This is a genomic window from Streptomyces pinistramenti (assembly GCF_020564935.1).
Taxonomy (GTDB): domain Bacteria; phylum Actinomycetota; class Actinomycetes; order Streptomycetales; family Streptomycetaceae; genus Streptomyces; species Streptomyces pinistramenti.
Map to the genome: position 1 here is coordinate 1 of NZ_JAJCXB010000063.1, position 23,862 is coordinate 23,862.

24 protein-coding genes and 2 pseudogenes are annotated in these 23,862 nt (G+C 69.6%); 13 read left to right on the forward strand and 13 right to left on the reverse strand.

Annotation, left to right across the window (positions count from 1 at the left end):
* Positions 1–277: 277 nt before the first annotated feature.
* Positions 278–1,675 (reverse strand): MFS transporter, encoded by a 1,398-nt coding sequence (locus LIU39_RS29600; protein WP_227050012.1) that lies wholly within the window; start codon positions 1,673–1,675, stop codon positions 278–280.
* Positions 1,672–2,517, reverse strand: a complete 846-nt coding sequence (locus LIU39_RS29605) for an alpha/beta fold hydrolase (protein ID WP_227050013.1) — start codon at positions 2,515–2,517, stop codon at positions 1,672–1,674. Before LIU39_RS29605 ends, LIU39_RS29600 begins: the two co-directional genes overlap by 4 nt.
* A gap of 92 nt (positions 2,518–2,609) precedes the next feature.
* Here LIU39_RS29605 and LIU39_RS29610 point away from each other — a divergent pair, with 92 nt between their 5' ends.
* From LIU39_RS29610 to LIU39_RS29620, 3 genes and pseudogenes are all read left to right on the forward strand, one after another.
* Complete coding sequence (locus tag LIU39_RS29610) at positions 2,610–3,578, forward strand: LysR family transcriptional regulator (RefSeq protein WP_227050014.1); 969 nt, start codon at positions 2,610–2,612, stop codon at positions 3,576–3,578.
* 493 nt (positions 3,579–4,071) lie between these two features.
* A pseudogene (locus tag LIU39_RS29615) lies at positions 4,072–5,324 on the forward strand (IS256 family transposase).
* A 70-nt stretch (positions 5,325–5,394) separates the two neighbouring features.
* Positions 5,395–5,955, forward strand: coding sequence for a GNAT family N-acetyltransferase (locus LIU39_RS29620; RefSeq protein WP_227050015.1), 561 nt, complete (start codon positions 5,395–5,397; stop codon positions 5,953–5,955).
* Here the strand turns inward: LIU39_RS29620 and LIU39_RS29625 are convergent.
* Together LIU39_RS29625 and LIU39_RS29630 are read right to left on the reverse strand one after the other, a co-directional pair.
* A pseudogene (locus LIU39_RS29625) lies at positions 5,854–6,934 on the reverse strand (IMP dehydrogenase). The gene LIU39_RS29620 and the pseudogene LIU39_RS29625 overlap by 102 nt on opposite strands.
* Positions 6,935–6,952: 18 nt before the next feature.
* Entirely contained in the window at positions 6,953–8,083 is a 1,131-nt protein-coding gene (locus LIU39_RS29630; protein WP_227050016.1) for an FAD-dependent monooxygenase, read from the reverse strand.
* Positions 8,084–8,467: 384 nt separating this feature from the next.
* On the opposite strand from LIU39_RS29630, the gene LIU39_RS29635 reads away from it, so the two are divergent.
* Positions 8,468–8,863: a DUF6234 family protein gene (locus tag LIU39_RS29635; protein WP_227050017.1), complete on the forward strand. Its 396-nt coding sequence runs from the start codon at positions 8,468–8,470 to the stop codon at positions 8,861–8,863.
* A gap of 206 nt (positions 8,864–9,069) precedes the next feature.
* Here LIU39_RS29635 and LIU39_RS29640 read toward each other — a convergent pair whose 3' ends face one another.
* From LIU39_RS29640 to LIU39_RS29650, 3 genes are all read right to left on the reverse strand, one after another.
* Positions 9,070–9,606 (reverse strand): hypothetical protein, encoded by a 537-nt coding sequence (locus LIU39_RS29640; RefSeq protein WP_227050018.1) that lies wholly within the window; start codon positions 9,604–9,606, stop codon positions 9,070–9,072.
* Between the two features lie 276 nt (positions 9,607–9,882).
* Positions 9,883–10,110 (reverse strand): hypothetical protein, encoded by a 228-nt coding sequence (locus tag LIU39_RS29645; RefSeq protein ID WP_227050019.1) that lies wholly within the window; start codon positions 10,108–10,110, stop codon positions 9,883–9,885.
* The gene (locus LIU39_RS29650) at positions 10,097–10,387 is read right to left on the reverse strand and encodes a hypothetical protein (protein ID WP_227050020.1); all 291 of its coding nucleotides are present in this window, start codon (positions 10,385–10,387) and stop codon (positions 10,097–10,099) included. The genes LIU39_RS29645 and LIU39_RS29650 overlap by 14 nt, the downstream gene beginning before the upstream one ends.
* Before the next feature lie 51 nt (positions 10,388–10,438).
* Between LIU39_RS29650 and LIU39_RS29655 the strand changes: the two genes are divergently transcribed.
* The 3 genes from LIU39_RS29655 to LIU39_RS29665 all read left to right on the forward strand — a co-directional run bounded on the left by LIU39_RS29655 (position 10,439) and on the right by LIU39_RS29665 (position 14,062).
* Complete coding sequence (locus tag LIU39_RS29655; protein ID WP_227050021.1) at positions 10,439–11,440, forward strand: LysR family transcriptional regulator; 1,002 nt, start codon at positions 10,439–10,441, stop codon at positions 11,438–11,440.
* 75 nt (positions 11,441–11,515) lie between these two features.
* Positions 11,516–12,517 carry an NAD(P)H-dependent flavin oxidoreductase gene (locus tag LIU39_RS29660; protein ID WP_227050022.1) on the forward strand — a complete coding sequence of 334 codons (1,002 nt, stop codon included), beginning with the start codon at positions 11,516–11,518 and terminating at the stop codon, positions 12,515–12,517.
* Between the two features lie 432 nt (positions 12,518–12,949).
* Positions 12,950–14,062 (forward strand): ABC transporter substrate-binding protein, encoded by a 1,113-nt coding sequence (locus LIU39_RS29665; RefSeq protein WP_227050023.1) that lies wholly within the window; start codon positions 12,950–12,952, stop codon positions 14,060–14,062.
* Between the two features lie 233 nt (positions 14,063–14,295).
* Here LIU39_RS29665 and LIU39_RS29670 read toward each other — a convergent pair whose 3' ends face one another.
* Both LIU39_RS29670 and LIU39_RS29675 read right to left on the reverse strand, forming a co-directional pair.
* Positions 14,296–14,649, reverse strand: coding sequence for a hypothetical protein (locus LIU39_RS29670; protein ID WP_227050024.1), 354 nt, complete (start codon positions 14,647–14,649; stop codon positions 14,296–14,298).
* A complete protein-coding gene (locus tag LIU39_RS29675) occupies positions 14,568–15,056 on the reverse strand; it encodes an NAD(P)-binding domain-containing protein (RefSeq protein ID WP_227050043.1) in 489 nt (162 codons plus the stop codon). The genes LIU39_RS29670 and LIU39_RS29675 overlap by 82 nt, the downstream gene beginning before the upstream one ends.
* Positions 15,057–15,726: 670 nt before the next feature.
* Here LIU39_RS29675 and LIU39_RS29680 point away from each other — a divergent pair.
* Positions 15,727–16,623 carry a LysR family transcriptional regulator gene (locus tag LIU39_RS29680; protein WP_227050025.1) on the forward strand — a complete coding sequence of 299 codons (897 nt, stop codon included), beginning with the start codon at positions 15,727–15,729 and terminating at the stop codon, positions 16,621–16,623.
* Positions 16,624–16,692: 69 nt separating this feature from the next.
* Here LIU39_RS29680 and LIU39_RS29685 read toward each other — a convergent pair whose 3' ends face one another.
* Together LIU39_RS29685 and LIU39_RS29690 are read right to left on the reverse strand one after the other, a co-directional pair.
* Positions 16,693–17,463: an SDR family oxidoreductase gene (locus tag LIU39_RS29685; RefSeq protein WP_227050026.1), complete on the reverse strand. Its 771-nt coding sequence runs from the start codon at positions 17,461–17,463 to the stop codon at positions 16,693–16,695.
* Positions 17,464–17,623: 160 nt separating this feature from the next.
* Entirely contained in the window at positions 17,624–17,869 is a 246-nt protein-coding gene (locus LIU39_RS29690) for a hypothetical protein (RefSeq protein ID WP_227050027.1), read from the reverse strand.
* A gap of 130 nt (positions 17,870–17,999) precedes the next feature.
* Here LIU39_RS29690 and LIU39_RS29695 point away from each other — a divergent pair, with 130 nt between their 5' ends.
* Both LIU39_RS29695 and LIU39_RS29700 read left to right on the forward strand, forming a co-directional pair.
* Complete coding sequence (locus LIU39_RS29695) at positions 18,000–18,659, forward strand: class I SAM-dependent methyltransferase (protein ID WP_227050028.1); 660 nt, start codon at positions 18,000–18,002, stop codon at positions 18,657–18,659.
* Between the two features lie 491 nt (positions 18,660–19,150).
* Positions 19,151–19,501 carry a hypothetical protein gene (locus LIU39_RS29700; RefSeq protein ID WP_227050029.1) on the forward strand — a complete coding sequence of 117 codons (351 nt, stop codon included), beginning with the start codon at positions 19,151–19,153 and terminating at the stop codon, positions 19,499–19,501.
* 7 nt (positions 19,502–19,508) lie between these two features.
* Here the strand turns inward: LIU39_RS29700 and LIU39_RS29705 are convergent, their stop codons facing one another.
* The gene (locus LIU39_RS29705; protein WP_227050044.1) at positions 19,509–20,018 is read right to left on the reverse strand and encodes a GNAT family N-acetyltransferase; all 510 of its coding nucleotides are present in this window, start codon (positions 20,016–20,018) and stop codon (positions 19,509–19,511) included.
* A gap of 372 nt (positions 20,019–20,390) precedes the next feature.
* Between LIU39_RS29705 and LIU39_RS29710 the strand changes: the two genes are divergently transcribed.
* The gene (locus tag LIU39_RS29710) at positions 20,391–20,954 is read left to right on the forward strand and encodes a hypothetical protein (RefSeq protein ID WP_227050030.1); all 564 of its coding nucleotides are present in this window, start codon (positions 20,391–20,393) and stop codon (positions 20,952–20,954) included.
* Positions 20,955–21,245: 291 nt separating this feature from the next.
* On the opposite strand, the gene LIU39_RS29715 is transcribed toward LIU39_RS29710, so the two are convergent.
* Complete coding sequence (locus LIU39_RS29715; protein WP_227050031.1) at positions 21,246–21,809, reverse strand: TetR family transcriptional regulator; 564 nt, start codon at positions 21,807–21,809, stop codon at positions 21,246–21,248.
* 123 nt (positions 21,810–21,932) lie between these two features.
* Here LIU39_RS29715 and LIU39_RS29720 point away from each other — a divergent pair, with 123 nt between their 5' ends.
* Positions 21,933–22,838: an SDR family oxidoreductase gene (locus LIU39_RS29720; protein WP_227050045.1), complete on the forward strand. Its 906-nt coding sequence runs from the start codon at positions 21,933–21,935 to the stop codon at positions 22,836–22,838.
* A 546-nt stretch (positions 22,839–23,384) separates the two neighbouring features.
* A complete protein-coding gene (locus tag LIU39_RS29725) occupies positions 23,385–23,825 on the forward strand; it encodes a hypothetical protein (RefSeq protein ID WP_227050032.1) in 441 nt (146 codons plus the stop codon).
* The last annotated feature ends 37 nt before the right edge of the window (positions 23,826–23,862 follow it).

Genomic DNA, 23,862 nt, shown 5'->3' on the forward strand with positions numbered 1-23,862 from the left:
GGGCCATGTCACAGGATCAAGATGCTCAAGCGCCAGATATTCGGCCGCGCAGAATTCGAACTTCTCCGCAAACGCGTCCTACTAGCGTGACCGAACGTCACCGCACCACACGAAGTGGACCAGAGCCTCTCAGGGGATGTCGTTTCGCGATGTCTTGGGGAGTCAATGTGCCCATCTCGGCATGAGCAATCGCGATGGCTTTTGATGTCACTCGCCGCTTGTCCCCTCAACTGGGGCAGGAAGAGAGACGCCGTTGCCGGAAGCTCAGCCGCGCGTCTCACCTACGTGCCCTCCCGCTGTGACTGCTGTGGCCGTGCACGGGCTCGACGCCAGGCCGGTCGCGGAGCCGGAGGCTGATCAGCGCGGTAATCGTGAAGGCGGCGACCTGGTAGAGCATGGCGTGCCGGAACGCGGTGTCCGCATCGGTGGCGGGGGCGTAGTAGGCGAGTCCGGCCGCGGTCACTCCGATGGATCCGCCGAGCTGCTGTGCTGTGGGCAGCAGTCCGGAGACCGAACCGGCGGCGGGGCCGTGCACCTCGGCGAGGACCAGGGTGAACACCGACGCGGTGAAAGCGCCGAACGCGGCTCCGCCGACGGCCAGCACGGGGAGTGCCGCCCGGCGTCCCGACGGCGAGGCGACGAGCGGAGCCAGTGCCAGGCACATCCCGGCCAGCACCAGCGACGCGACGGTGAGCACCGTCGGCCCGTGACGGCGGGTGAGAGCGGGCGCGGCTCTGCTGCCCAGAACGGCGGCGGCGGCGAACGGTGCCGAGGTCAGTGCGGCTGACAACGCCGAGTACCCGACGGCGGACTGAAGGTGGAGGAAGAGCAGGTAGGTGAAGGAGGGCACCCCTGTGTTGAACGCGAACACCAGCAGTGTGCCCCTGCGTGCCGACCGGTCACGCAGCACCGCGGGATGGATCAGCGGGTCAGGCCGGTGCGGGAGGCTCCGGACGAAGTGGCCGAGGGCGGCCACAGCCACGGCGAAACCCGCCCATGTCCACCAGGGCCAGCCTGCTTCCCGCCCCAGCGCCAGGGGCAGGACCAGCGCGCCGGCTCCGATGGTGACCAGCAGCGCACCCAGCTTGTCGACGCTGAGTCCGTCCGCCCCGCGGGTGCGGGGCAGCGTGGTCGCTCCTGCCAGCGAGGCGAGCGCCACCGGCACGGTGAGGAGCATCACCGGCCGCCAGCCGAGGCCGAAGAGGTCGGCACTGAGGACGAGGCCGCCGATCAGCGGCCCGGCCAGTGATGCGACGGCCATGGTGGCGCCGTACAGGCCGAGTGCTCGCGGCCGGCGTGCCGCGGGGGTGGCGGCCTGGATGAGCGACAGGACCTGGGGGGCGACCAGGCCGCTGCCCGCGCCCTGCACCAGCCGGGCCGTGATCAGCGACGCGGCGTCGGGGGCACACGCTCCGGCCACCGAGCCCGCGGTGAAGACCACGGTGCCCGCCACGAACAGCCGGCGGTAGCCGTACCGGTCGCCCAGCCGCGCGGCGGGGATGAGCAGGCACGCGTACGTCAGGGTGTATCCGGCGAGGACCAGTTGCACGGCGCCCGGACCGGCGCCCAGACCGGCCTGGATCGCCGGAGCAGCCACCTGGGCGACAGTGACGTTGAGCAGCTGCACGAAAGTGGCGCTGAGCACCACCGGCAGCACGAGGCGTCCGCTGCTCACGGCAGCAGAGCCACGGCGAGCTCACGGGGCCGGGCGGCGAACGGACTGTGGCTGCCCGGCAGGGTGCGCACGGTGAACGGGTTGCCGGGCACGGCCCGGTCGGCTTCCGCGATCATCAGATCCTGCACGGCCGTCGGCAGCGCCCGGTCGTCCGCGCAGCGCAGGAAAGTCCGCGGGACGCGCCCCCACCGTTGCGGAGTCACGATGACCGGGGTGGTGGGGATCGCCAGCGGCAGATCGGGGCTCAGTGCCGAGCGCCAGCGGTCGAAGCGGTCCAGGGGGGTGTCGTGGTAGTGGGTCTGCCGCAGTTCCTCCACGTAGGCGGGGTCCTGCGAGAGCGGGTTGATCCGCACGGCGCCCAGTTCCCCGGGGTCGCCGAGGTTGAGGCTCTGGCCCCGTGCCGTGGCGTTCTCGGGCGAGCCGAGGTAGTCGAAGAACCGGGGCCGTCCGGCGGGCACGAAGGCGGAGAGGTAGACGATCTCGTCGACGAGTTCGGGTGCCCGCTCGGCGGCCAGTGACGCGGGCCCGCCGCCCGCACTGTGCGCGACGAGCACGACACGACGGTGGTGGCGGGCCTGGCGCAGCGTGTCCAGCACGGCCTCGGCGCTGTCGTCCATCGTCACGGTGGCGAGCGCGGACTTCTCGGTCAGCAGGCCCGGCTGGCCCGGCTGGAGGTATCCGCTGGGCAGCGGTGCATCGAAGCCGTGCCCCGGCAGGTCGACGGCCATGCTCGCGGCACCGAGTGCGGCGAGTGCGCGCTGCGTAGCCGCCCACTGCCCTGAGCCGTGCCAGGCCCCGTGCACGAAGACGAAGACGGTGCCTGGGGAGGAAGAATCAGTCATGACCGCATCCCACGCGACCCGGCCCCGATCATCCAGCGAAAGATCTGACAAGCTGGTCTTCGATATATGCGAGATATGACTGAGAGGCTGACATGGAGGCGCGGCACCTGAGGTACGCATTGGCCCTCGCCGAACACGAACACTTCGGCCGGGCGGCCGGTGCGCTGGGCATCGCGCAGCCTCCGCTGTCCAAGCAGATCGCCGACCTCGAACGGGAAGTGGGCGCCCGCTTGTTCGACCGCACCCGCCGGGGGGTGTTTCCGACGGCTGCGGGCGCGGCCTTCCTCTCCCGGGCGCGCAGGGCGCTCGACGAGATCGCGGCGGCCTCGGTCGACGCGGCCAGGGCGGCACGCGGCGAGACGGGACGGCTGCGCCTGGGGTTCATCGCCTCGGCGCTGCTCGAACCCCTGCCGGACGTCCTCGGCCGGTTCGGCCGCGAACGGCCCGACGTGCGGCTGGAACTGCACGAGATGGCGACCAACCGCAGCACGGCCGCACTCGTCGCCGGCGAACTGGACGTGGCGATCGGCCTCGGCCGGCCACGGGGCATCGGGGCCGAGCAGTTGGTATCGGTCCCGATCGGACACGACCACCTGGTCGCGGTCGTGAGCAGCACGCACCCATACGCGGGTCAGCCGTCGGTGGACGTGGACCAGCTGCGGCGACAGCCGCTGATCGTAGCGCCAGGGGAGGACGAGCCTGCCGTCGTCACCGGGCTGCGGACCCTCCTGGGCAAGGGCTCCCCGGCGCTCTCCGGCGCGACCGTCGCGAGGGACATCCACACCATCATCGGCCTCGCCGCATGTGGTGTAGGCGTGGGTCTGGGCCCCTCCCGCATGCTGACGGCCCCACGACGGGGCACGTGGTTCTGCGAGGTGACCCCGCGCACGCCTCTGCCCGATCTGTTCCTGTCCTTCCGTGCCCGGGACCGTTCCCCGGCACTGAACGCCTTCCTCGACGTCATCCGCACGAACTGCCCCGATGTCGGTGCCGCACTCGACCACCGGCTCGGCCGACCCGGTCCCCAAGAAGAAGGCGACCGCGACTCGCCCCCTACCTGACTTCGCCTCGCCGGACGAGTGGGAGAAGTCCACCCCGTTCCTGTGCTTCGGCACCGAGCTCCGCGCACCGTCGGCACGACTCGTGCTGCCACGCTCGACGTTCCCCGCCACAGGGTGGGTATCTGGCCGGCCTGTTGACCGGCCACCGCTGTTTTCGGCTGGTGTCCCGCGCGCCAGCCACGCGCTGGGGCCGTTCTGGCATGCGGTTCCGGTACTGCGTTGAACTCAGCCGACACCAAAGAAGCAGTCACCCTGCGTACGCGAACCACGCGAAGTGAACCAGAGTCCTCAGAAACTGACACAGCCGGCAGCTTCTCAGGCGAGTGTCGGTGGGGCGTCCCGCAGGGTGACGTTGGCGTGGCTCTCCTGGGAGCAATGCCCAAGACCTGTGGATCAGCCGGGGGAGGCGCGCAAGGGCGTACCTTCCCGGGTGATTGATCGATAGGTCACCGAGCAGACCGTCGTTGCCGCGTCGGTCGGGAAGGGACGCCCTGTGCTCACCGTAGTCAACGAGGACGGCACCACACGCGGCGGTTCGCTGATCGACGAGATCGTCCGGGAGGGGGCCCGCCGGATGCTGGCCGCTGCGCTGGAGGCGGAGGTCAACGCCTACGTAGCCGAGCTGGCCGATCAGCGCGACGAGGCCGGTCGCCGACTCGTGGTGCGCAACGGCTACCGCCAGCCGCGCAAGGTCACCACCGCCTCCGGGGCGGTCGAGGTCAAGGCCCCGCGGGTCAACGACAAGCGGATCGATCCGGACACCGGGGAGCGCAAGCGGTTCTCCTCGGCAATCTTGCCGCCCTGGTGCCGCAAGTCCCCGAAGATCTCCGAGGTGTTGCCGTTGCTCTACCTGCACGGGCTGTCCTCGGGAGACTTCGTGCCTGCGCTGGAGCAGTTCCTCGGCTCCTCGGCCGGGCTCTCGCCGGCCACCATCACTCGCCTCACCCAGCAGTGGCAGGCCGACCACCAGGCATTCTGCGACCGGGACCTGTCCGGCACCGTCTACGTGTACGTCTGGGCGGACGGTATCCACCTGCGCGTCCGCTTGGACGAGGCGAAGGCTTCGGTGCTGGTGCTGATGGGCGTGCGCACCGACGGCACCAAGGAGCTCATCGCGATGACCGACGGCTACCGCGAGTCGGCCGAAGCCTGGGCCGGGCTGCTGCGCGACTGCGCCCGCCCCCGCTGCGCGCCCCGGTCCTTGCCGTCGGGGACGGCGCCCTGGGCTTCTGGAACGCGACCAGCGAGGTCTTCCCCGACACCCGTCATCAAAGGTGCCGGGTTCACAAAACCGCCAACGTCCTCGACAGCCTTCCAAAGCCCGCGCAGCCTGCGGCCAAGCGGGCGACCGCCGACATCTACGACGCCGAGGACCGCGACCACGCCGCCGATGCGGTCAAGACCTTCGCCCGGCAGTACGGCGCGAAGTTCCCCAAGGCGGTCAAGAAGATCACCGAAGATGAGGCCGAGCTGCTGGCGTTCTACGACTTTCCCGCCGAGCACTGGATCCACCTGCGGACCACGAATCCGATCGAGTCGACCTTCGCCACCGCCCGGCTGCGCACCAAGGTCACCAAGGGCGCCGGCTCCCGAGCAGCCGCCCTGGCCATGGTGTTCAAGCTCATCGAGTCCGCCCAGGCCCGCTGGCGGGCGGTGAACGCACCCCATCTCGTCGCCCTCGTCCGAGCCGGAGCCCGCTTCGAACGCGGACAACTGATCGAACGCCCAGAAGCCTGCGCTGCGTGAACCGGCACTCCGTCACCAGCCCCTCCTGAAACCGGTAGCGCCCCCGGCCGACGGTGGTGAAGATCGCGGCATGCATATCTTCCTGGAGACCGGCCGGCTCGTGCTGCGCGCATTCACCGAGGCCGACGCCGACGACCTGTTCGCCCTCAACGACGACCCCGAGGTCATGCGCTTCATCAACGGCGGGAAGCCGGCCAGCCCCGAGACGATCCGGGAGTACACCCTGCCGCGGCTCCTGCGCGACTACCCGGGCACCGGGACCTGCGGCTACTGGGCCACACAGGATAAGGCCACCGGGGCGTTCCTGGGCTGGTTCGAGTTCCGGCCGCGGGACGAGCACAGCCGCGACGAGGTCGAACTCGGCTACCGGCTCCGCAAGTACGCCTGGGGCCGCGGCTACGCCACCGAGGGATCACGGGCCCTGATCAACAAGGGGTTCACGGAGCTCGGGGTGAAGCGGGTCATCGCGCAGACCATGGCGGTTAACACTGGCTCCCGCCGAGTGATGGAGAAGTCCGGCCTGTCCTTCCTACGGAGCTTCGCCGGGGACTGGCCGGAACCGATCCCGGGCTCGGAGCACGGCGACGTCGAGTACGAGCTCACCCGGACCGCGTGGGAGCAACGCGGATAGATGCTCCCCGGCGTTCCACAACTCTTGACAATTACTCCTCTCCTGGAAGCTCTGCTCCGAGACCGGAGTGAGCCGGGCGGTGGACTGGAACTCCGGCAGGGTGGTGGAGCCGCAGGAGACCATCGTGGTCTTGAGCTTGGTGATGGTCAGGGCGAGCCCTTCGTTGAGGTCACCGGCGTAGGGGACGTAGCCGTCGACGCCTTCCTCGAAGACCAGTCCCTGACCTCCCTGGCCGTAGCGTTGCCAGTTGCGGGCACGGTTCGATCCTTCGCCCCAGTACTCCTTGACGAAGCCGTCGCGGGTGGGCAACCTCGCGCCGGCTGCCTGGTCGAAGCGCGCGAAATATCGCCCCATCATGACGAAGTCGGCTCCCATCGCCAGAGCCAGGGCCACGTGGTAGTCGTGCACGAGCCCGCCGTCAGAACAGATCGGCACGTACTCGCCGGTGCGCTCACGGAAGGCGTCCCGAGCCGCAGCGACGTCGAGCACTGCGCTGGCCTGGCCGCGGCCGATGCCCTTCTGGTCGCGGGTGATGCAGATGGAGCCGCCGCCTGACGAAGTCCGCCCCCGCCTCGGCGAGGAAGGTGAACGCCTCGCCGTCGACCACGTTGCCGCCACCGACCGGGATCTCCGGATAGTGCTTCTTCAGCCAGGTCAGTGCCTGTGCCTGCCAGTCGCTGTACCCGTCGGAGGAGTCGAAGCACAGCACGTCCGCGCCTGCCTCCAGCAGGGCCGGGACACGCTCTTGGTAGTCAGGGGTGTTGACGCCCGCGCCCACACGCAGGCGCTTGGCGGCATCCACAACCTGGTTCGGGAAGCGCTTGTTGTCGGTGTAGTCGGATCGGAAAACCAGATGCTGCAGGTGGCCCTCGGCGTCGAGCATCGGGAGGCAGTCGAGCCGTTCGTCCCACAGCCGGGCGTTGGCCTCGGAGAGCGTGGTGTCGGGCCCGGCACAGGGAAGGTCGGCGATGGCGGTCATCCGGCCGCTGCTCCGGCCTCACCGAAGGGTGCGGGCCTCAGCCTCGACGTCGTAGTCGTACATCCAAGGCATGCCGAGGATCGGCGCTTTGCCCGCAGCCATGAGTTCCACGTTGAACCGGGAGCCCTGCTGGAACCGGGCCGCACGATCGCGCCGCAGCGTCTGGTAGCGGACCAGGACATGAGGCACGTCGGCGGTACTCACCCCCTCCAGCAGCGTGGCCAGCCCCATCCCGTCCTCAATGGCCTGGTTGGCTCCCTGCCCCATATACGGCAGCATCGAATGGGCCGCGTCGCCGAGCAGCGCCAGCCGCCCTTGCGACCATTGCCGCAGTGATTCCCGGTCGTAGACGCCCCACCGGAAGGTCGCGTCGACCTGCGAGATGACCTTGCGGGCCAGCGAATCCCAGCCGTCGCCGAAAGCGGCGGCCAGCTTCCGTGGGTCACCCGGCGCCGACCAGGACTCACGCATCTGCTCATCGGCCACCGTAAATGCCACGAAATTCAGCAGCTCACCCCCGCGCACGGGGTAGACGAGCAGGGTCTTGGTGCCATCGTTCCAGAACCGCACAGCGCCCTCGGGCCAGTCGGGCACCCGCTCCGCGAGTAACACACCACGGTATGCCGCAAGGCCGGAGAACACCGGGCCGCGGGGCTCCACGACATACTGCTGCAGCACCGAATGGATGCCGTCGGCGCCGACCACGACATCGCCCTCGGCTTTCTCCCCGCTCTCGAACGTCACCACGGCACGGTCGTTTTCCTGCGTGAACGCCACACACCGGTGATTGAGGTGCAACGCGTCGCCCGGAAGACAGGAGACCAGCAGGTTCACCATGTCCGCGCGGTGCATGCCGAACAATGTGTATCCGTCGCCTCCGCCGAGCGACAACGAGGACACCTCGGTGCCGTCCGCATCGCAGACCGCGAATCCGGTGAAGGACGCCCCGCTCTCGGTGACCTTGTCGTAGAGACCGAGCCGCTCAAGCACCCGCAGACTGTTGGGCGCGAGCATAAAACCTGCCCCGACCTCGCCGAGCCGGTGAGCCTGTTCGTACACCTCCGCCTCAATGCCCTTGGCCCGCAGTGCCACCGCCGCAGCCAGACCGCCGATACCACCACCGACAATCACCACGCGCACTCCGGCCATCGGGACTCCATTCCACCTTCACCAAGGCATTCGGATACCTACGAGCACATGCTGAGCGACTACTGCGCGGCGGCCTGCTATTGAGCCGGAGGCAGCATGCCGCCACCGCCGCCCGGCTCGGCGCCCCGCTCGACCATGACGGAGGAACGCCTCGACGTGACGGTGTCGCTGTCGGGTGCGGCTGTGTGGGAACGAGCTGGAGGCCGGCAGCAACAGGGGCGCCGAGTGGGCGGTGCCGTCGTCTCCTGTCTGCGGGCGCCGGGGCCGCCTGATGTGCGATTTCGTTTCGGCCGAAACGAAGCCGCCCGCCCCTGCCGTTCAGCCGGCCCAGAGTTGAGTACGCGTACTCACGCGCACCACTGCCAGGCTCGGCACCCTGCGGCCATGACGCCCCCTTCGGCGCCGGAGCGCCGGCGCCCCTGGTCGCGCCGAACACGCTGGGGCGTGGACCTCGCCCTCGCGATCCCGCTGTTCCTACTGAAGACCGCGTGGCTCGGGCTGGACTGGATGTTCGGCCTCGGTCTGGAGACAGGGGCAGCGCAAGGCGACACAGACCGGATCGACGCGGCCGGCCTCGCGCACATCGGGCGGATGCAGGTGCTGCTGATTGCTGTGCTCATCGTGGCGTCTCTCGCGGAAATCTTCCGTGCCCGCTGGATGGTGATCGCACACCTGCTGGTGACCCTCCTGTCCGGCGGGGTGCTGGTGGCCGTCCAGCACCAGTGGGGCAGCAGCCACGCCCCGTCGCCCCGGTGCATCCGCTATAGCGCGCACTGCTGAGACAGCCGGGCGCGGCTCGGGCCACGCTGTTGCCTGTTTCAGACGTACTCCAGGAAAGCGGTCGCCCATGTGAGGAAACCGGCGACCGGGCCCGCGGGCGACATGAACGTCAACTCCTGTGGGCCTGGCCCGCATTGGAGTGGTGGCTCGGACCGTCAGTGGGACATGGTGCCGTCCGAAAGGGTTCTCGCGAAGGAAGCGGCACGTCAGTCTTCGTCCGAACTGGACAGGGCTTCGGAGATCGTGCGGGTGGCGAAGTCGGGGTCGTCGGTGATGCGGTTGATGTGCTCGGCGAGCAGGAAGGCGGTGACTTCCAGGGGGGTCATCTCCTCCTTGGTCCAGTCTCCGTACTGTTTGCGCCACAGGTTGGGGCTCAGGCCGGTGCCCGCGGCGACGACCAGGCCGGCCATGGTGGGGATGGTCTCGGGGCGGACGCTCTTGGGCATCATGCGCATCGTGGCCACGAGGCTGGGCACCACGTACTCGATGACGTCCTTGTCTTGGGCCTCGTGGGCCTTCCGCAGCCAGGTCATGAACATGAAGATGAGCGTGCACGCGCCGTCCAGCACGTCATTGGCTCCCTTGGAGTCCAGCGACGCGGTGAACTGGTCGATCATCGCCTGCTGTTCGGGATCGGTCCCGGTCTTGCCGTCGTGGATGCCTTTGAGCCGAGAGTCGATCATCATGAGCGCTGCACCCACGTCGCCGGCGGGAGCGTGCTGGGGGTCGCAGGGCGATGACACAGAATTCCTCCTCAGGTGGCTGCGATGGCAGCGCGGGATGTCCGTACAGTAGACGGCCGATGAGATGGGGCCGGTGGTTTGTCGCCTTTATGGCGACGGGGTGGTGGGTGGTGCCAATGCGGACACAGGGGCCTAATCGCTCGATGCCTCGCACCTGTGGGGGAAGGAGTAGGGCCTGCTGCCCCGGTCGGCGAACCCTGCCCGCGGCGGGCAGGGGCCTGTTCGACGGCCCCGCCGACCTGTCCGCCCGCACCGACGAATACCTCGGCGAAGGCTTCACTCGATAGCAGCCGCTGCCCCGTTGGCGTTGACCCACGTCGGATCCTCGTCGTCTCGCCGCTGGTCCTGGCCGAGTTCGACCATCTGCTCACCACCCGCGCCGATGGGCACGTCGCCGTGGGAGCGGTCACCCGACTCGGAGCCCTCGCCCGCACCGGCTCCCTTCAGATCGCCACCGTCGACGGCAAACTCCTCGGCGAGGCCGAAGCTCTCACGCGGCGCCACCTCGGCCAGGCCCTCGGGCCGGTCGGCACCACACCAAGCCGGTGCTGAACCCGGTCAGCAGCAGTGTGGGGGCCAGTGTCCAGGAGGTGAGGCCGTCGCCCCAGTGAATGATGGTCCACCACAGTGCGAGCAGGCCGATGACGGCGATGCCGAGGCCGAGTTGCAAGGTGGCGCGGCCGAGTTTCTGGATGAGAACCGGGCCGGCGAGTGCCACGGCGACGGCGCGGGTCTCCTCCCCGTACCCGGCCGCTGACCACCGGCCTCGCAGGTTTCGCACCGTGGCCCGGAGGTAGGCTCCGGGCCACCCCGGACCCGTGTGGAGGTCGACGTGGAACTGTCCGACCTGCGAATCTTCCTGGCCGTTGCACGCACGCGAGGCATCACCAAAGCCGCTCAGGAACTGCACACCGTGCAGTCGAACGTCAGCGCCCGGATCCGTGCCCTGGAAAAGCAGCTCGGCGCACCGCTGTTCCGCCGGCACGCACGGGGCGTGGCCCTGACACATACCGGCGAGCGGCTGCTGCCGTACGCCGAGCGCATCAGCCGGCTCGTCGACGAGGCGCAGCATGTCATCGGCGACGAGACCGATCCGTGCGGACCACTGCGGATCGGATGCATGGAGACCACGGCGGGCCTGCGGCTTCCCGCGGTGCTGGCGGCCTTCGCGGAGGACTGTCCCCGCGTCGACTTCTCACTGGTCACAGGGCCGACCGAGCAACTGGTCCGGGACGTCCTGGAGTACCGGCTCGACGGGGCGCTGGTCAGCGGCCCGGTGCGGCAGCCCGACGTGGTGGCAACTCCGCTGTTCGAGGAGCGCCTCGTCCTCGTCACGGCCCGCCGGGTTTCCGATCCGGACACCGTGCTGCACGAGCCCAGGATCCTCGTCTTCCGCACCGGCTGTTCCTACCGCAGGCGCCTGGAGAACATCCTGCGCGCGCGAGGCGCCGTCGGCGTTCGCTGCATGGAATTCGGAACGCTGGAGGGCATCCTCGGCTGTGTCGGGGCCGGTCTGGGCTTCAGCCTGCTGCCCGCCGCTGTGGTCGAGCGGCACGCCTGCCGCGAACAGGTACGGGTGCACGAACTGCCGGAGGATGAGGGACGTGCGGAGAGCGTCTTCGTCCAGCGCGTCGACGTACCGCCGTCGCCCGCCCTGGCCCGCTTCCTCACACACGCGCAGGCAGTGGAGCAGGTACCGCCTGTCCTGCGGATGGCCGGCGGTCCTCCACGGCAGCCGGCTGGTTCACCGGCCCGACGCCCCTTGGCCGGCGGAGAGTTCTCTGCCGACGATGGCTCATATCACAACCAGTCATTGGATCTGGAGTCTCGATGAACCTACTGTTCCGCTAACGCTGCACCGCCCGCCGTGCCACCGGCGGGCAGATGTCCGGACGAAGGGGACTTTGCCTTGCTGACAACGCGCCTCACCCATGCCTTGGGAATCGAGCACCCCGTCGTGCTCGCCCCCATGGACCTCGTCTCCGGGGCCCAGCTCGCCACCGCGGTGACCACCGCCGGCGGCCTCGGCATGATCGGCGGAGGCTACGGCGACGGAGAGTGGCTGGAGCGGGAGTTCGCCGCCGCGGCCGGCACCCGGGTGGGGTGCGGCTTCATCACCTGGAGCCTGGCCCGCCGCCCCGAGCTGCTCGACATCGCCCTGGAGCACCGGCCCGCCGCGGTGATGCTGTCCTTCGGCGACCCGACGCCGTTCGCCGACAAGGTCCGCGCTGCCGCCGTACCACTGCTGTGTCAGGTCCACACGCTCGACCAGGCCCGCCAGGCACTCGACGCCGGAGCGGACGCCGTCGTCGCCCAGGGCGGCGAGGCCGGCGGGCACGGAGTCGGGACGCGCTCGACGTTCACCCTCATACCCGACATCGCGGACCTGATCGCCGACCGCTCCCCGCACACGCTCCTGCTGGGCGCCGGCGGGGTGGCGGACGGTCGCGGACTCGCCGCCGCACTCGCCCTCGGCGCGGACGGTGTCCTGGTCGGAACCCGCTTCTGGGCGACACAGGAAGCAATGGTCTCCGCTCGCGCCCACGCCCGTGCGCTGGCGGCCAGCGGCGACGACACCGTCCGCACCAGCGTCTACGACATCGTGCGGGAGTACGACTGGCCCGCCGAGTACAACGGCCGCCTGCTGCGCAACCGCTTCACCGACCGATGGCACGGGCGGGAGTCGGAACTCCGTGCACACCTCGACGAGGCCGCCGCCGAGTTCAACACCGCCGTCGCACAGCGGGACTTCGACGTCGCGAACACGATCGTCGGTGAGGGCGTGAGCCTGGTCAAGGAGATCCTGCCCGCCGGAGAAGTAGTGCGGCAGATGACGCAGGACGCGGCCGCCCGCCTCGGAGCGGCGGAGGCAGTGCCCAAGCCGAACGCGGCCCGCCCCCGGTGTCGATGACGGCGCCGGCGGCGGTGACGGGTTACGGGGTTTCATCGTCGCCGGTGCGCTCGCCGGGCGGCTCCGCCTGAAGTCCTCCCTCGTGGTCGCCGGCGGTACGCTGCGACGCCCGCCGCCCGGACTCCGGTCCGACGGAAGGGATCTGATGTGAGCAGGCGAGAGCCCGTAGTCGCGCACCTGCACCTCCATGACGTCGTGATCATCCACGAGGTGGTGCACCGGCCATGTGAGGTCGCCAAGGCTTCTTGAAGCCCGGCAGCTCAGCGGACCAATAATCGGTTGCCAGTTGGCGATGGTGGTGGATGCAATGTCCGGCATGGTCACCCAGGTGCGCCCGCCGCGGCGACATGAGATGAACGCGTCCTACCGGGCCCTGCCACTCTGTGATCCGGGCGCACGGCAACCGAGTCGTCCCACGGGAGACGCCCACGCATGAATACGCCACCATCGCCGCCTGGAGTGGAGCGGACCGACGGATCATCCGTCCAGATCGGCGCTCTCGTTCCGCTGACTCGGCCTGGCTGGGTCGAGGCGGGCCAACACTTGCTCGCCGGACTTGAGCTGGCCGTTCGCGAAGTCAATGAGGCCGGCGGGATCGCCGGACGACCACTTGAGCTGGTGGTCCGGGACACCGCGGCTGATCCGCAGAGGGCCGCTGCGGCCGTAGATGAATTGGCTCGCCTGGGCGTGGCTGCCTTGGCGGGGGAGTATCACAGCGTCGTCGCTCGCGCCGCTGCCGCCAGGGCCGACGCCCTCGGCCTGCCGTTCCTCTGCTCGTCAGCGGTTCTCGACGCGCTCACCGAACAGCCGACGGAATGGGTCGCGCGCCTCGCCCCGGCGCAGTCCCACGGCTGGCAGATCTACGCGGACTTCCTCCTCGGCGCGGGCCACAGCCGAATCGCCGTAGCAGCCGAGCCGAGTGTCTACTGGGCATCCGGGGCCCGCATTCTGCGGGATTACCTCGCTCCACGCGGCGGCACCGTCATCGAACTCGACGTGCGCGCGCTCGACCCCACGGCCGTGTGCGACGAACTCGTCGACAATCGCGCGACCGCCCTCCTCCTTCTGGTCGGCCACCCGGAGCCGGCGGTGCCGATCGTCAAGTCTGTCCGCCGCGACCAGCGCCTCGCCGAGATAATGATGGGTGCTCCGGCCGGGCAACCGGAGTTCGCCGAATGGGCAACGTTGCTGGGCGACGACGGCGCCGCGATCCCGTTCTTGCGCTACCTGCCCGAGCGCCTCAGCCCACTCGGTGCACGAGTCGAGACGGCCCTCCGCGAGCGGCTGGCCGAAGCGCCCTCCTTCGTCGCCTTCGAGGGCTACGACACGGTCACCGTCCTCGCCGATGTGCTGCGTTCTCACGGGGCGGACCGGGCGCGCACTGCCGAATCCTGGCCGCGCGTTGCCGTCGAAGGCACCCGCGGGCAGATCCGGTTCTCCCGCACGCCAGGCATCAGCGTGTGGCAGTGGGCCTGGACGCCGGTCCAAGTCGTTGACCGAGATCCGGCGGAACCCGATCGCTTCCGGATCCTTCACGCGGGCTGAGAGAGCACCAAGGCCCGACTGCCCAGATCTGTCCGAACGTGAGGCTGCCGTCTGCGTGTTCATACGGGCTCTCCGCTGCGCGGCGGGGCCCCGACCGCATTCTCGGACAATCGCGCGGCAGCCGACGCCGGCCCGGGGCAGCCCGGAGAAGGCCAGCAGCCGGACCGGCATCAAGCATCAAGATCTATCTCAGCGCCAACCACGGTTCCCTGATTCCCGAGACCGTGGATCCCTCAAGTTAGCGGAAAATGAAGGCTGTTCAGCCTGAACCCGAGGGCGGGTTGACCTGATTCCGAGGGATGAACCCGTGGGCTCGCGGTCACCTCACGGGGGCGGCGCGAGCCCTTTACCCGGGGCTGCTCCAGATCGGTGAGGAGGTCATCGAGGGCCTTGTTGAGGGCTTCGGAATTGGCCGGGTCGAACCATGTGGTGCGGATGCGTTCGTTGTTCCCGTTCGGGGTCTCGTGGTCGGCCGCGAGCCGGCGCAGGGAACGGGTCTCGTCGCTCAGGGCGCGACCGACTCCCTGGAAGAGGCTGCGCAGGTAGCGGTCCGCGTCGTCGGAGGCGATGCCGTGGCCGGCGCCCACGACGTGAGCGTGGCGAGGTACGCGTAGTGGGTGGTCAGTGTTCCCGCCAGTGCGGAGAAGACGTCGAAGGTCGCCTCGTCCGAGGCCGGGAGTACCCCGCCCAGGTGCGCGAAAAGGGAGTTCACCACCGGGTGCGACGGCCACGTAACCGTGACGGAGCGCCGTTCGCGTACGGCGGGCAAGGGGACAGCGCGAACCAGCGGGGCATCGGTGGCGAGTGTCCGGCGCAGGTCGTCGTTGCCGACGCCGGCCATCACGTTGACCACCACCTTGTCGCCGTCCACCCGCAGGCCGGCCAGTGCTTCCTGCCGGTCCTGGCGGCGTACGGCGATGATCACCGCCTCTGAGCGGTCCACCACCTCCTGATTGCCGGCGCATACCCGTACCCCCTCGTAGCGCTCGGACAGCTCCGCAGCAGTGCGGGCCCCCTGGGGGAGAGGAACAGCTCTGGCGACTTGTCGCCCCCGTCGCCCAGGCCCATCACGACGGCCCGGCCGATCTCACCCACCCCGATGATGCCGATGCGCTTCACCACGTCTACCCCCATCGTGCTTGGCGGTCATGACCCATGTCCGGTCGTGACCTGTGCTGATCGAGACTCATGCCGGGCCGGGTCCGTGACGTCGAGTCTGTATCGGTGGAGTCGGTGTCGGGGGCCTCTGGCCCCTCGTTCACCCGCAGCCCCGACACGGCTCGGCAACCCGCCTGACTTGTCGCGATCCGCTGCATGCCACTGAGCGACATCAAGGCTTGACGAGCCCAAACAGAGCGTGTCCGCCGACAACTTGGCGCGTCCGCCGCCCTTGGGAACGACGATCCCCACCTTCGCAGCGTCGTCGGCCTCCTCCACGCGGTCGGCCGGCTGCCGCCACGCCGCGCCCAGCGCGTCCGACTCGCCCAGCAGCGACAGGAAGGACGCGCGTGTTGTAGCGCGGGGCCGGCATCTCGCGCATCGCGGCTTCGGCCGAGCCGTCGTCCTCGGGCACCGGTCAACCGAGGTTGAAAAGTGCTCACTTACTCTTACGACGATGACAACGGGGTGGACCGCGGTCCACCGCAGGGAGGGGACGGGAGCCGATGAGCCTTCGTCAGTACGAGTACGCCTTGGCCGTTGCCGAGGAGGGCTCGGTGACGGCGGCGGCGGAGCTGCTGCACGTCGCTCAGCCGTCGGTGTCCCAGCAGATCCGCGGCCTGGAGCGGGAACTCGGCGTGGAACTGTTCGCCCGCACGCCGACCGGACTGGTGCCCACCGTGGTCGGCCGCGCGTTCCTGCGGGAGGCGGAGATCGCGGTGAGCGCGTCGCGGCGGGCGAGGGCGACGGCGCGGGCCGGTGCCGATGAGCTGGTGGGCGAGCTGATGGTCGCGGTGCAGATGGGCTTTGGCACACGGCAGCTGCCGGGTGCGCTGGGCGCGCTGCGGCGCCGCTTCCCGCGGCTGGAGGTCACCGTCTTCGAGGAGCCGAGCTCCGCCGAGCTGGAGCGGCTGGGGCGCCGGGGCGTGCTGGACCTCGCCCTGATGGCGGCGTGCGAGCAGAGCCCCGCCGACGCCCACCACCTCGGCGACGAGGAGTTCGTCGTGGTGCTGGGCGCCGGGCACCGGCAGCTCGCCGTGGACCGGGTCGAGCTGCGCGAACTGGAGGGGGAGCCGTGGGTGAGGTTCGACCGCGACAGCGCGCTCGACGGCGTGCTGCTGAACGTGCTGCGGGACAACGATCTGACCCCGACCACGGCCGCCCGCGTGTCCCAGACGGCGACGGCCGTGCGCTGGGCCGCCCACGGGCTGGGGGTGACGCTCGTCCCGGCCTCCGCGGTACCCCACGGTCACGAGCACCTTGTTCGCCCGGTGTTCCCGGTCGTGTCCCAGCCCGTCATCGCCGTGGTCCGGCACGGCGCCGGCCCGGCGGAGACGGCCCTGCTCGAACTCCTGCGTCAGGAGACCTGGTCCGAGCCCGCTTTCTTCTCACCGGTGTCCTGACAGCCGAGAAGGAAGCGGGCGCCGCTGAATTCTTTCTGTCGAAACCGGCGTTTCGGAATTCCGGCGGCGTCATCCTCTGGGGAATTCGCCACCGTCCACCACGAGATTGCTCCCGGTCAGCCAGCTCGCCCGGTCGGACAGGAGGAACAGCACCGCGTGGGCGATGTCGTCGGGCTGACCATCGCGCCCCAGCGGGGGGCTGGTGTTGTCCTGGCCCGGCCCCGCGTCCAGGCGCGCCCACTGCTCCCGCGTTGCTTCGCCGCCGGGGGTGGCGGTTCTGCCGGGAGACACGGTGTTGACCCGGATTCCGAACGGGGCCAGCTCCGAGGCCAGTCCCCGGCTGTAGGTCTCCAGCGCCGCCTTCGCCGTCACGTAGTGCAGGAACGGTGGTGCCACGGTGGGGACCGCGGCCGAGGAGACGTGCACGATCACCCCCGAACGCCGTTCCCGCATCCCCGGTGCCAGCAGCGAGTCCAGCCGCACCGACGCCAGGAAGTTCAAGTCCAGCGCGTCCTGCCACTCCTCGTCAGGGATGGCCAAAGCGCCCTTGTACGGTTGCGCCCCACCCACGTTGTGGACCAGGACGTCCACCCCGCCGAGCACCTCCTGCGCGGCCGCGGCGAGCGCCTCCGCTCCAGCCCGTGTCCGCACGTCGGCCTCCACGAAGGTGGCCCCCTCCGGCACCGTGCTCGTCGCCGACCTGGCGGTCGTGAGCACCTCGGCGCCCGCGTCCAGGAGTTGGCGTACGACGGCCGCTCCGATTCCGCGAGAACCACCCGTGACCAGGGCCCGCTTTCCCGTGAGTTCTCGCGTTCCCGATCCGTTTTCCATTGTGGTCATGTCGCTGGTCCTCTCGATTATTTGTTCGTCCGCTCGACGGAAGAAGGATCGACGTGCGCAGAGCGCGAATCTTCGGAGAAATCGCGGTGAGCACCTCGTCGAGCTGTTTCACGGTACGGCCGGAAAAGAATGAGAGGCAAAGACGAAATGTCAGCAGGTGCTATAGGGCATTCCTATGGCATCCCGGCCCCCTCCGCCGCCCGAGGCCGCGCAGGAAACGGATCGGGGCGACCCCGTCCACCACATCCGCGTCGGCCCGCACGCCCCACACCCGCTCGATCAGGGCCGCGGTGAGCACCTCGGCCGGCGGCCCGGCCGCCACGACCGCGCCCCGCGGCAGCACCACGAGCCGGTTGCCGAACGCCGCGGCCAGGTTCAGGTCGTGCAGCGTGACGGCGGTGGACACCGGCAGCCCCGTCGCTAGCTCCAGCAGGTGCCGTCAGAAGCGCCCTGGCGACAGCCCGGTGCGAACGGGCGGGCAGGGAAGATCGTGATTCTCTTGGCTCGCCTCGGGGCCAGGAACTACTGTCGCGAGCATGGTCGAACACGACGCCCTCAGCGCCACCCGCGAGGCTTACGACGCCGCTGCCCCCACCTATGCGGAGCTGTTCCGCGACACGCTGCGTGACAGCCCCCTGGACCGCGCGATCTTGGGTGCCTTCGCCGAGGTCGTACGGGCGAGTGGGGACGGTCAAGTCGCGGACCTGGGGTGTGGGCCTGGCCATATCACCGCTCATCTGGACGAGTTGGGGATGGCGGCCTTTGGCGTTGATGCCTCGCCTGCGATGATCAAGTTGGCTCGACAGGCTTATCCGGACCTGCGGTTCGACGTGGGCTCGATGGCCGCGTTGAACATCGCTGACGGCGTGCTGGGCGGCGTACTCTCCCGTTGGTCCATCATCCATACTCCGCCGCAGGAACTCCCCGTCATCCTGGCGGAGTTCCACCGTGTGCTGGCACCTGGCGGTCACCTTCTGGTCGGCTTTTCGGCCAGCGATGATCCGTCTCACCCGACGCAGGTCTTCGATCACACAGTCGCGCCGGCCTATCGGTGGTGGCCCGATCACCTCGCCGCGATGCTGCGCAAGTCCGGGTTGGCCGAGGTGGCCCGGATGATTCGTGAGCCTCAGCCCACCGACCGACGGCAGTTCCAGGAGATTCAACTGCTCGCCCGCAAAGCGCAGGGCGACTCATGACCAGGGCTCACCGCCTGGTCGAGCTCCGATTTGGCCGAACGAGGGGACTCCGAGGAACACCCTCGATGACCTGCGCTCCTGACGGGCATCGAGCTGGGCGATCTTCTCTTCTGCCCCAGCGAGGCTGACCCGTGGCCCTTCGACCTCGCCGAGCCGGCCTTCGCGTCGGCTCGTGATCACCCAGATCAACTGCTCGGCCCAGTCGGTGTCTCCCGGGGTGCCCCCGAGGAGTTCGCCGGCACGGGAGCCACTGGAGGCATGGGGCAGGGCTGTGGGCCCGGACCCGGTCGCAGGCCATTGCCCCAAAGGACTCACCCCGCATCGAGTCGGGAATCGGGCGGGGACCGGTCCGCCGGACCTGCCGGCGCAGCCGGGCTCGCCGGAACTGGGGAGCCCGGCTGCGCCCTCCTGCTGATCCGCGCCCTTCTGTTACCGCGCCCGACCGCCTCTCCGGCTGCCCGCCCCGGATCGGCCTGGCCTAAACTGATCCGATGCCGCTCGTCGAAGTCACCTACGCGCCAGAGGTCGCAGAACCCAAGCTCCACGAACTCGGCTCGGTGTTGCCGCACTTGGTGTCCAAGGCCGTGGAGTGCCCCGAGGAACCGTACGACGGGGACCTGCAGCCGGGCGATGTGGAGATCCGCTTCCGAAGGCTGGGGCCGTTGGACCGCTGCGGCTTGGATCTCGTGATCGAGGTGCGGTCCAAGTGGTTCGAGAGCAGAGCCGCCAACCGTCAGGAACGCGTGGATCTGCTGCACGACGCCATCGGGGCCGCGACCGGACTCCGCGACTTCGGCGTCTACTTGTCGCTCCCGGTGGCCGCGTGGTCGCAGGGAGAGTGAAGCAGAGTCAACTGCCGCTCCTCGCCGGGACGTTGAACGAGACCCAGACGTCTGGCGGCAGGTCCGGCCGGCCGGGAACCGGCCTGCGCTCCTCGGTCCATGCGTCGCCGGCGATCTCGGTGGCGACGCGACGCCAGAAACGTACGGCGGTCACGTTGTCGTCCTGAAAGGCGATTTCCCACGGCCCCGGGTGCTCGGCCACGACCATTCGTGCGGCCCGCAGCCCGATCCCCGTTCTCCGCGCGCCACGCACCACGAAGAAGCTGTTCAATACCCGCGTCGGACCCGTCAGGCTGCGGACGAACGCGAGACCGACCGGGCTTTCGCCGCTGGTCAGAAGGTAGGGCGCCCAGTCGGCGCCGGTGAAGGCATCGTCAACCCGATCGCTGCGGAACGTGCCGTCCGGGTACGGCAGTTGTCCGCGGAACTCGGACAGGTCGTGGCGGAACATCAGCCAGAGCCGCTCCAGGACGGGGCGGTCGGCGGCGTTTGCGCGGCGCACGGATACGTCTGACATGAGACTCCTTTCCGGTGCCGGTCGGCTCCAGGACACGAAAAAGCCTCCCCGACGGACGTGCATCCGGCCGGGGAGGCTTCACTGATGACGGTGACCTTAGCAGGCGGCCCGAACCGACGTCCCACAGAGGCGTTTCCACACCTGCCAGACCTCCGTCTCTGCCGCTCGGCCGAGCAACCGGTAGTGGATCTCCGCCGGTTGCTGTTGCTCACCGTTGACCGGGACCAGGTCCTGGGGCAGGCGGACAGCACCACCGTCACGTCGGCCTCCGTCATGTTGTCGCAGCAGTTCGCGTGGCTGCCCGGTTGACCGAGCGGCTGGTAGCGGTTGTGGTCGCACGAGGGGATAAGGGGGGCGGGCACGCCGGGCGAGGTGTCTATCCTCGACATGATCCTCAGCGGACCACACCGGGCCGAGGAACTGGCCGCACGCCTGGGCTCGTTCGGCATCGACCCCGACGGGCCGCTCGCCGTCCTCGCCGTCGTGCCCGACACCCCTGCGGCCGCGTCCACCCTGGCCGCGCTGCCCGCCGCCATCACCGAGTGCCTCGTCCAGCAGGGCGTCCCGTCGGTGGTCGCCGGATCCGGCCAGGACGTGGTGACGGTCGTCGGCCTGTACAGCGCGGACACCGAGCCGTCCGGCCTGGCCGACGGGCTGTTCACCTGCCTGCGACAGACGGTGCGCGGACAGCGCGTGGTGATCGGGGTCGGCCAGGTCGCCGGCGGCCACCAGGTGCTGCGCCGCAGCCTGCTCCAGGCAGGGATGTCGACCGGGTGGCGCAGCGTCGCAGGCAAGGGCATCAGGCGGTGTCGTTCGCCGACGCGAGTGCGCACCGGCTGCTGCTCGCGCTGCTGGACCGCGAGACCCGCCGCCAGTTCGCGAATTCCGTCCTCGGCCCGGTCGAGGAGTACGACCGGACGCACCACAGCGACCTGATGCGCAGCCTGGCGGTGTTCATGCGCTCGGGCATGCGCTGGACGGAGACGGCCGCGGAACTGCACGTCCGCGTCAACACCCTGCGGAACGGATCGCCGGAGTACGCGCCCTCACCGGGCGGGACCTGGCCTGCACGGAGGACATGGTGGACGTCTTCCCCGCCCTCCAGACGTACGGCGAAGAGGAATGAGGCGGAGGGGCGCCGGCCGGCAGCCGGAGACACCCCGTCGTTGCCCCGAACGGCACTGCCCGGACCGGGAGATGATGTCGCGGCGCCCCATCGGACATGCCCTACCCCGCGGTCGCGGACTTGAGGTGGTCGAGGGAATCGCGGATGAGGTCGGACAGCGTCCGGCCGCCGGATGCGCCGAGCCACCGCTCGAACGCGACCTTGAAGACCGCGACCCCGGCCTCGGCGGCCAGGCTCGCGGTGGGCTCCGTGATGCCACGCCGGCGCAGCGCGTCGGCCGTTGCGGAGGCGAGCGAGGCGAGCTTCAGCAGTTCGCGTTCCTGGAGCCCGGTGTTCGCGGTGATCACGGTCTGGCGCTGCCGGGAGAGTTCGCGGCGTTCTTCGAATCGGGCGGAGGCGGCCTGGAGGGCCGCGATGACCGCGTCGATCGGGGCCGCGGCTTCGGGCGCGCAGACGATGCCGTTCACGCAGGCGTCGAGCAACTCGGCCTGCCCCGAGAACAGCACCTCGCGCTTGTCGGCGAAATAGCGGAAGAACGTCCGCTCCGTGAGCCCCGCCCGGTGGGCGATCTCCGCCACCGTGGTCTGCTCGAACCCCTGCTCCACGTAGAGCTCCAACGCTGCCCGTGCAAGCCGCTCACGCGCGCCCGGTTCCCATCGACCCATGGCTCGATTCTACGTGATGACAGCAGCTGACATCGAGTGTACGGTGCGATGACAGTCACTGACATCGACTTGTCCTGGCGTACCCCTGCGCCGCGGACAGGCCGCTACCTGGAGATCTCACTGATGCGTGTATTCGTCACCGGCGCCTCCGGCTTCATCGGCTCCGCCGTCGTCCCCGAACTCCTCCGCGCGGGCCACCAGGTCGTCGGACTCGCCCGCTCGGATGCCTCGGCCGAAAAAATCGCCGCCGCCGGGGCCGAGGTGCACCGCGGCGCCCTCGATGATTCCGACAGCCTGCGCGCGGGTGCTGCCGCGGCCGACGGGGTCGTGCACCTCGCCTTCATCCACGACTTCTCGGACTACGAGGGCGCCGTCAAGACCGATCTGCGCGCCATCGAAGCCTTCGGCGCCGCGCTTGAGGGCTCCGACCGCCCCCTCGTCGTCGCCTCCGGACTGCTCGGGGTCGCCCGGGGACGGGTGGCGACCGAGCGGGACCAGCCCGATGCCGGCTCGGGCGGGAGCCCCCGGGAAGCCGCCGGGCGTGCGGTGACCGAACTCGCCGGACGCGGCGTGCGTTCGTCCCTCGTACGTCTCGCGGCCTCGGTCCACGACGAGGGTGACCGGGCGTTCGTCCCGAGGCTGATCGAGATCGCCCGAGAGAAGGGGGTATCCGGCTACCTCGGCGACGGCTCCCGCCGCTGGCCCGCGGTGCACCGGCTCGATGCGGCACGGCTGTTCCGGCTGGCACTGGAGAAGGCCCCGGCCGGATCGGTGCTGCACGGCGCCGCAGAAGAGGGCGTGCCGAACCGCACCCTCGCGGAGGTCATCGGCCGCCACCTCGGCCTGCCCGTGGCCTCCATACCCACCGAGGACACGGACGAGCACTTCGGCTGGCTGGGCCGCTTCCTCGCCGCCGACGCCCCGGCATCCAACGCACTGACCCGCGAACTGCTGGGGTGGCACCCCACCGGCCCCGGCCTCATCGACGACCTCGACCACGGCCACTATTTCGACACCCGAGCTGCTTGAGCCCGACGCGTCCACGGTCAGATCAACGGAGCGCCAACTGACCGTCTACGTCCGGCCTCTGAACCTGGCCCCTCGCCCAAGTTCAGTTCTTCATCGCAATGTTGGGGGCCGGATACGGGTCGGATGCCGCGACGGTCAACCGGCCATGGCGAAGCCGCCGATACAGAAACCCATCACCATGAAGAGCAGCAGGCCGCCCTGCTCGCGGTGACAGTGAGCCATCCGTAGAACTACTCATGCCCGGTCGCCGTCCGGGCCTCGACGACCGGGCATCCCGGGCGCACGCACAAGACCGCTGCCGCGAAACGCGGCAGCGGTCTTTCCTGGTTGCCGGGCGGATCCGGTTCCGGGGCGCGGGGTTGAGGATGGCGACGGGCTGCGGAAGCGGGCGGGGCGGGGGCGGGGGCTCGTTCCGTACCGGCAATCGACTCACCGTCCAGCAGTCGCCTCACTAACCTGGGGCGATGGCGTGGAACTGGGAATCGGTGAATGGCGTCATCGGTGTGGTCAGTGTCATTGCCACGCTCGTTGCGACGTATTTCGGGTATGTCGGGGTGCAGGCTGACCACACTCGGCGAGTTCCGGGCTGAGGACGAGGCGCTCAACGACGCGCTCAAGCGGACGTTCGAGGCGCAGCAGCGCGGCGAACTGCTCGCCTACGAGCGGAAGAACGCCGAGGCCGAGGTGGAGATCGACGAGCAGCGGCTGCGGGTGGACCGCCGCCGCGTCGCCATGGAACTCGACGCGGAGATCGAGGCGCTGGGCCGGGACAACGTCGCGATGATCCGCATCATCAAGGCGATCTCCGGCATGCAGGTCCCCAATTACATAGGCGGCGGCGACATTTCGAGCTACGTCGACACCCTGCCGATGTCGGCGGTGGCCAGGATGATGGACCGGGTGAAGGCCCTGCGCACCGATCAGCAGCTGGGCGAGGCCGAGACGCCGCTGCTGACCGAGGGGGAGGGCCCGGCGCCGGGGGAGTGAGAGCGAATGCGCCTCTGGAAGGGCCCGGCAGCCGACG